This is a genomic window from Coprococcus sp. AM97-35 (assembly GCF_027697525.1).
Lineage (GTDB): Bacteria > Bacillota > Clostridia > Lachnospirales > Lachnospiraceae > Allocoprococcus > Allocoprococcus comes.
The window spans coordinates 44,047-51,109 of the sequence record NZ_JAQESL010000017.1 but is presented as its reverse complement, the minus strand read 5'-3'; the positions used below and the strand labels follow the sequence as shown (position 1 = coordinate 51,109).

Annotated in this window: 6 protein-coding genes; 5 read left to right on the top strand and 1 reads right to left on the bottom strand. The window is 41.6% G+C overall.

Going from position 1 to position 7,063, the window contains the following annotated elements; all coding sequences use genetic code 11:
• Nucleotides 1–320 precede the first annotated feature (320 nt).
• On the bottom strand, nucleotides 321–1,448 hold the full coding sequence (locus PG840_RS11825) for a glycerate kinase family protein (RefSeq protein WP_118198993.1): 1,128 nt from the start codon (nucleotides 1,446–1,448) through the stop codon (nucleotides 321–323).
• Between the two features lie 308 nt (nucleotides 1,449–1,756).
• Between PG840_RS11825 and PG840_RS11820 the strand changes: the two genes are divergently transcribed.
• The 5 genes from PG840_RS11820 (at nucleotide 1,757) to PG840_RS11800 (ending at nucleotide 7,047) form a co-directional block, all read left to right on the top strand.
• Nucleotides 1,757–2,614, top strand: coding sequence for an aldo/keto reductase (locus PG840_RS11820; RefSeq protein ID WP_173826253.1), 858 nt, complete (start codon nucleotides 1,757–1,759; stop codon nucleotides 2,612–2,614).
• Between the two features lie 167 nt (nucleotides 2,615–2,781).
• Nucleotides 2,782–4,761, top strand: coding sequence for a sodium-translocating pyrophosphatase (locus PG840_RS11815; RefSeq protein WP_173826252.1), 1,980 nt, complete (start codon nucleotides 2,782–2,784; stop codon nucleotides 4,759–4,761).
• Nucleotides 4,762–4,958: 197 nt separating this feature from the next.
• On the top strand, nucleotides 4,959–5,393 hold the full coding sequence (locus tag PG840_RS11810; protein ID WP_117555895.1) for a C-GCAxxG-C-C family protein: 435 nt from the start codon (nucleotides 4,959–4,961) through the stop codon (nucleotides 5,391–5,393).
• The gene (locus PG840_RS11805; protein ID WP_022221077.1) at nucleotides 5,394–6,077 is read left to right on the top strand and encodes a TIGR04282 family arsenosugar biosynthesis glycosyltransferase; all 684 of its coding nucleotides are present in this window, start codon (nucleotides 5,394–5,396) and stop codon (nucleotides 6,075–6,077) included.
• The gene (locus PG840_RS11800) at nucleotides 6,070–7,047 is read left to right on the top strand and encodes a (Fe-S)-binding protein (protein ID WP_022221076.1); all 978 of its coding nucleotides are present in this window, start codon (nucleotides 6,070–6,072) and stop codon (nucleotides 7,045–7,047) included. Before PG840_RS11805 ends, PG840_RS11800 begins: the two co-directional genes overlap by 8 nt.
• The last annotated feature ends 16 nt before the right edge of the window (nucleotides 7,048–7,063 follow it).

Here is a 7,063-nt window from a genome sequence, read left to right as displayed (position 1 = left end):
TTAGTCACCGCCTCCTACTTGATTGCTTAAAACTACATAGGTGGATTGTTTACGGCAAAACTTAATCTGCAATATTTGCGATCACTGAGAGGTTTGCAGAGTCATCCAGAGAAATGGTAACAGAAGAACCTGCCTTCACAAGTGAAAGCTCTTCATTTGATGAAGAATCATTGTTACAGATGAAATGAAGATCTGTCAGGTCGTAGATCGTTGTGTTGTTGATGGTCAGTGTAGGAAAAGAAGAAAATCATAAAGAAAAGAGAGTATTTCTGTAAAAACTATACAAAAACACTCTCTGAAATTTGTAAATAATATTAAAACTATAACAGACGGAATACCTGTTCCACAGCTGCTGCCATATTTGATTTTGCATTTTTGGGATCCATTGCTTCGGCTAGTGTTGTGATTCCACGGACGATCGGGAAGAATGCATCGATTCCGGCCGCATTGCAGGCTGTTGCTTCCGGGGTGACGCTTCCGGCAAAAGCAACGACTTTGGAGCCGTATTTTTTGGCAAGTCTTGCCACACCGACAGGAGCTTTTCCCATAGCGGTCTGGTGATCGAGGCGTCCCTCGCCGGTAACAGTGATATCTGTGTCTTCTAATTCTTTTTCCAGTTCGACAGCGTTAAGAATCAGATCGATTCCAGGAGTCAGCGTAGCATTTAAATAACTGAGAAATGCAAAGCCAAGACCACCTGCAGCACCGGCACCTTCTGCAGATGCATAATCATTATGAAGAAATTTGGAGGTAACAGAAGCATAATGATTCATTGCCTGATCCAGTTCTTCTGCTATTTCCGGTGTGACACCTTTTTGTGGACCATAAATATAGGTAGCTCCGTTCTTTCCGCAAAGTGGATTAGTTACATCACAGGCAATATGAAAACTGCATTCTTTGAGAATTGGGTTAGCTTTTTCTATTATAATAGAAGATACCCGTTCAAGCGCCTGTCCGCCTTCGCCGACATCCTGTCCATTTTCATCAGAAAATTGATAGCCAAGTGCCTTAAGCATTCCAATTCCACCATCATTTGTTGCGCTTCCTCCAATTCCAATAATGAAATTGCGGATACCGCGTTCCATGGCATCTGCGATCATTTCACCGACACCGTAAGTGGTTACAGTAAGTGGATTTTTTTCAGATTCTCTTACCAGGATAATTCCGGCAGCGGCAGCCATTTCGAGGATGGCAGTATTTTTTTCTGCCAGATATCCGTAATGTGCATTTACCGGAGTACCAAGAGGACCAGTCACTGTAAGATCAATACGCTCACCACCAAGTCCTGCAATCAGGGCATCTGTGGTGCCTTCACCACCATCTGCAAGTGGTTTTACGACAACATTCGCATCCGGGTGTGCTTTTAAGATCCCTTCCTTTGCAGCCATTCCGGCTTCAATCGAAGTGAGACTTCCTTTAAATGAATCAATTGCAACTACAACTTTCATAATTTCTAATCTCCTTATCACTGAATTTATTTTATGATAAATCCAGTGTATCATGGATTGAAGAAAAAAAGAATGTTATAAGAAATAATAAAAAGAATAAATAAACATAAAAATATGTCCCTTATAACATTTGCAAAAAGTGGGATATTTCCTATAATATGAGGTGTTCGAGGATTGCGGGAATTGCATAGCAATGGAGCAATCCAGTTACATCAGTGAGTGGCAAAATTTATTTTTGACACTCATATCATAAGATAGTAAAAACAGACAGTAAGGAACAGAAAAACAAAATGCAAGGAGTGGAAATCATGAATAAAAAAGAGATAAAACTGAGTAATGGAATGGAAATGCCAAGACTTGGAATGGGAACCTGGTTTCTTGGAGAAAATAGGAGCAAAGACGCGGAAGAGACAGCGGCACTCAGAGCAGGAATTGATGCGGGAATACGATTGATCGATACAGCGGAAATGTATGGAGATGGAAGATCAGAGCAGTTGATCGGACGAGCAATCCAAGGGTATGACCGCAGCAGGTTATTTCTTGTATCGAAGGTATATCCGCATAATGCCGGAAGAAGAAAAATTTTCAAAAGTCTGCAGCAGACACTGAAAAATCTACAGACAGATTATCTGGATTTGTATCTTTTACACTGGAGAGGAGGGATTCCACTTGAGGAAACGGTAGAATGCATGGAACAGCTTGTGAAAGAAGGAAAGATCCGTAGCTGGGGAGTATCGAATTTTGATACAGACGATATGAAAGAATTGTTTTCAGTGCCGAATGGAAATCATTGCGTGGTGAATCAGGTGCTGTATCATCTGGGCTCCAGAGGAGTAGAATTCGATCTTCTTCCGTGGCTAAAAGAACACAATGTGCCACTTATGGCATACTGTCCGCTGGCGCAGGCAGGGGATCTGCAGAAAGATCTTCTGCAAAGCAGTGCAGTGAAGGAAGTAGCGCGGATTCATGGAATTACACCAATGCAGGTGCTTCTGGCATTTGTTCTGTATAAGGAAAATGTGATTGCCATTCCAAGAAGTGGAAAGGCAGAACATGTACTGCAGAACTTGGAGGCGGGAAAGGTTCATCTGACAGTGGAGGAATATGCCAGATTAGATGCTGCTTTTCCGGCACCTCGGGAAAAAACATATCTTGATATTGTGTAAATCCCAGTGGAATGTGGACGGTGAGATACAAATTAAAAAAATAGAGAAAGACCACATTTATAGATAAACAAAATAAAACTTATTGAAAATTCAAAAAATTGTTTTGCATTCTTGTTCTTTTTATGATATTGTCTTTAGAGGTACAATAATTCAGGGAGGAACAAGAAATGAATAATTACATGTATCTGGTCCCGATTGCAGCTGTTATTGCTTTATTATTTGCAGCATATCTTGCTGGTAAAGTAGGAAAACAGGATGCAGGTACGGACCGCATGAAAGAGATTGCAGGCGCAATCGCGGAGGGCGCAAGAGCTTTCCTCATGGCTGAATACAAGATTCTGGTCATTTTTGTAGTAGTGCTTTTTGTACTGATCGGATTTGGTATCAGCTGGGTAACAGCAGTATGCTTTGTAATTGGAGCACTTTTCTCAACAGTTGCAGGATACTGTGGTATGACAGTCGCTACAAAAGCGAACGTAAGAACTGCTAACGCAGCAAAAGAAAGCGGAATGAATAAAGCATTATCAATTGCTTTTTCTGGCGGGGCCGTTATGGGAATGTGCGTAGCAGGTCTTGGAGCACTTGGCGTAAGCCTTGTGTACATCGTTACAAAGAACGTAGATGTGCTTTCAGGATTCAGTCTTGGTGCATCTTCAATCGCACTTTTCGCCCGCGTTGGTGGTGGTATCTACACCAAAGCAGCAGACGTTGGTGCAGATCTTGTCGGTAAAGTAGAAGCAGGTATCCCGGAAGATGATCCGCGTAACCCGGCTGTTATCGCTGACAATGTAGGTGATAACGTAGGTGACGTTGCAGGTATGGGAGCTGACCTTTTTGAATCTTATGTTGGTTCACTTGTATCAGCACTGACTCTTGGAGTAGCAGCAGGAGCTGTATCCGGAGTACTTTATCCGCTTGCGATCGCAGGATGTGGTCTGATCGCTTCTATCATCGGAACCTTCTTTGTAAAAGGTGATGAGAATTCGAATCCGCAGAAAGCTCTTACAAAGGGAAGCTATGCAGCTTCTATCGTAGTTATTGTTGTAGCACTTGTACTGAGTAATGTACTCTTCGGAAAGATGAGTGCAGCTATTGCTGTTATCGCAGGTCTGGTTGTTGGTGTGATCATCGGTAACATCACAGAGTACTACACATCAGCAGACTACAAACCGGTTCAGGGAATCGGAGAACAGTCAGAGACTGGTGCAGCTACTACAATCATCAGTGGTCTTGCAGTAGGAATGAAATCTACAGCAATCCCGCTTCTCCTGATCTGTGTAGGTATCTTTGTATCTTACTCAGTTGCAGGACTTTACGGAATCGCACTTGCAGCAGTAGGTATGCTTTCTACAACAGGTATCACAGTTGCCGTTGATGCATACGGACCGATCGCAGATAATGCAGGTGGTATCGCAGAAATGTCAGGACTGGATGAATCTGTTCGTGAAATCACAGATAAGCTTGACTCAGTAGGAAATACAACTGCAGCTATGGGTAAGGGATTCGCAATCGGATCAGCAGCCCTTACAGCACTTGCACTTTTCGTATCTTATGCACAGGCAGTTGGTCTTGAAGCGATCAACCTTCTTGACTACAGAGTAATCATCGGTATCTTTATCGGTGGTATGCTTACATTCCTCTTCTCCGCATTTACTATGGAGTCTGTATCAAAGGCTGCATACAAGATGATCGAAGAAGTAAGACGCCAGTTCCGTGAAAAACCGGGCATTATGAAAGGTGAAGAAAAACCGGATTATACATCATGCGTTGCAATCTCTACCACAGCAGCTCTTCACGAAATGCTGCTTCCGGGTGTGATGGCAGTCGTAGTACCGCTGATCGTTGGTATCGTTCTTGGTGTGGAATCCCTCGGTGGATTACTTTCCGGAGCACTTGTTACAGGTGTACTTATGGCAATCTTCATGTCCAACGCTGGTGGAGCATGGGATAATGCTAAGAAATACATCGAAACAGGACATCATGGCGGAAAAGGAAGCGAAGCTCACAAAGCAGCAGTTGTTGGTGATACAGTAGGTGATCCGTTCAAGGATACATCAGGACCGTCTATCAACATCCTGATCAAACTTATGACAATTGTTTCACTTGTATTTGCACCGTTATTCTTATCAATCGGTGGATTACTGTAAGAATTGAATAAAGTAAAAGAAATCCTTCATTTGCGGGAAACCGCAGATGAGGGATTTTTTTGTAAAAGGCACGAATTATTTGATTTATAAATAAGACAAGCAAATTATAGTTAAATACGATAAGACAATCTATAGAAATAGGACTGGTTTGATGTTAGAATGAAAAAGTGATGTAAGATGACAAAGGAGAGAGAAAAATGATAGAAGAAAGTATGATTCGGGAAAAATTTATAAAAGGATATGATTGCTCTCAGGTCGTTCTGTCTTATTTCGCAGAGAGACTTGGGATTACGGAAGAGATGGCGAATAAAGTCTCGGCTTGTTTTGGAGGTGGAATGATGCATGGGGATACATGCGGTGCATTTACCGGAGCAATCATGGCTGTTGGATTAAAATATGGACACTGGGATGTGAATACTCTGCTTCGGCAAAAAGAAGAAATGATGAACAAATATGCAGAATTTAGAGCATTGTTTCTGGAAAAGTTTGCAACAAACAGTTGCAAAGAGTTATTAGGCTATGATGTATCGCTTCCGGAACAGCTTGAAGAAGCACTTTCGAGTGGCAGAATGCTGGATTTTTGTCCTAAAGTAGTGGAAAGTGTGATTGAAATGTTGGAGGAAATATTATAGATGAAAGATGCACTTATTTTATTTACGAGGGTGCCGATACCAGGACAGACAAAGACCAGGCTGATGCCTTTTCTAACTGGGGAAGAGTGCGCGCGTCTACATGCCTGCTTTGTAAAGGATATATATGAAAAAGCAAAGCAGGTGGATGCGGATATTTTCGTGTTTTTTACACCAAAGGATGAAAAGAAGCTGCTACAGCAAGTTCTTGATAATGAGACAGTATGTCTTCCACAATTTGGTGATGATCTTGGTGAAAGGATGAAGAATGCGATTGGAATCGTACTGAGAATGGGGTATGAGAAAGTAATTCTGATCGGGACAGATATTCCGCAGATTCATCCGGAAACACTGAAAAATGCATTTGATAATCTTGGGGGAAAAGATATTGTGATTCATCCTACATTTGATGGAGGGTACTATCTGATCGGAATGAAAAAAGAATATGATTCTATATGGAAAATTGAACGATACGGAACGAATACAGTTATTTATGATACCTTACAGCACATGAGAAATGAGAAACTCTCTACGGCGGTAGGTCAGATGTATTATGATGTGGATGATAAGGGAGATTTGTACCACCTGTATGAGGATATTGAAAAGGGAGCAATTTGTAACTGTCCAATTACGATTGATTATCTGGAACTGGGACTGAAAGGAAAGCTGGATAAAAATTATGAATAAGTGGGATTTGGATGCATGTATCCATTGTGGAAAATGTACCAGAAGTTGTCTGTTTCTGGAAAAATACGGAATTGATCTGCCGGTATTAAAAGAAAAACCGGAGCTGGCATATCATTGTTTCTTGTGTGGAACCTGCGGGTGTGTCTGTCCAAAAGGAATTGATGGAAAAGAGATTGCACTTGACAGTCGGAGAAAATTGGTTGAAGACGGAGGTGGGAAGCTTCTTGATAATTCATATGACGGACTGCTCTTAGAAAAGAATCCGTATAAATTTGCAAATTACCGCCATTCAAAAAAGAAAGCAGTTTTTTTTACGGGATGTAATTTTCCGTCTTTTTTTCCGAAAACGACAGATAAGTTGGTGGAAGAATTCGCAAAATATGATGTGGGAGTTGTATATGACTGTTGTGGGAAACCGATTGAAGAACTGGGACTTGTTTCAGAGGCAGCGGGGATCATTGAGCGAATCAACTGGAAATTAAAAGAGTCAGGAGTAGAACAGGTGATCATGGCATGTCCGAACTGCTATTATTTTTTAAAAGGACGACTGGATGCGGAGATTATCAGTGTTTACGAAAAAATGGCAGAGCTTAAAATTGGAAATATTTATCAAAAAGAAAGGATTCCAATGTATTATCCATGTCCGGACCGGAAAGACAGAAAGTTTGAATATGATATGAAGCCATTCCTTGTCGGAAAGGTAGAAGATGCATTCAGAGATGTACAGTGTTGCGGGCTTGGTGGATGCGCAGCTGGAAAAGAAGCGGATGTGGCACAGGCACTGACAGACCGTGTAAAAGCATCGAGGGAGCCGGAACTTTATACATATTGCGCTTCGTGCATCTGTAGTTTCAGAAGGAGAGGATATGAAGATGCAAAGCATTTGCTACCGCTTATTATGGGAATCGATGAAAAGGTACCTCTTGGGAAAACACCTATTTTGAATCGGGCAAAATGTAAATTTAAATAGGGGAGTCGTGGGAAAA

Coding starts and splice junctions, on each gene's coding strand:
- PG840_RS11800 (WP_022221076.1), top strand. CDS start 6,070: ATGAATAAGTGGGATTTGGATGCATGTATCCATTGTGGAAAATGTACC.
- PG840_RS11805 (WP_022221077.1), top strand. CDS start 5,394: ATGAAAGATGCACTTATTTTATTTACGAGGGTGCCGATACCAGGACAG.
- PG840_RS11820 (WP_173826253.1), top strand. CDS start 1,757: ATGAATAAAAAAGAGATAAAACTGAGTAATGGAATGGAAATGCCAAGA.
- PG840_RS11825 (WP_118198993.1), bottom strand. CDS start 1,448: ATGAAAGTTGTAGTTGCAATTGATTCATTTAAAGGAAGTCTCACTTCG.
- PG840_RS11810 (WP_117555895.1), top strand. CDS start 4,959: ATGATAGAAGAAAGTATGATTCGGGAAAAATTTATAAAAGGATATGAT.
- PG840_RS11815 (WP_173826252.1), top strand. CDS start 2,782: ATGAATAATTACATGTATCTGGTCCCGATTGCAGCTGTTATTGCTTTA.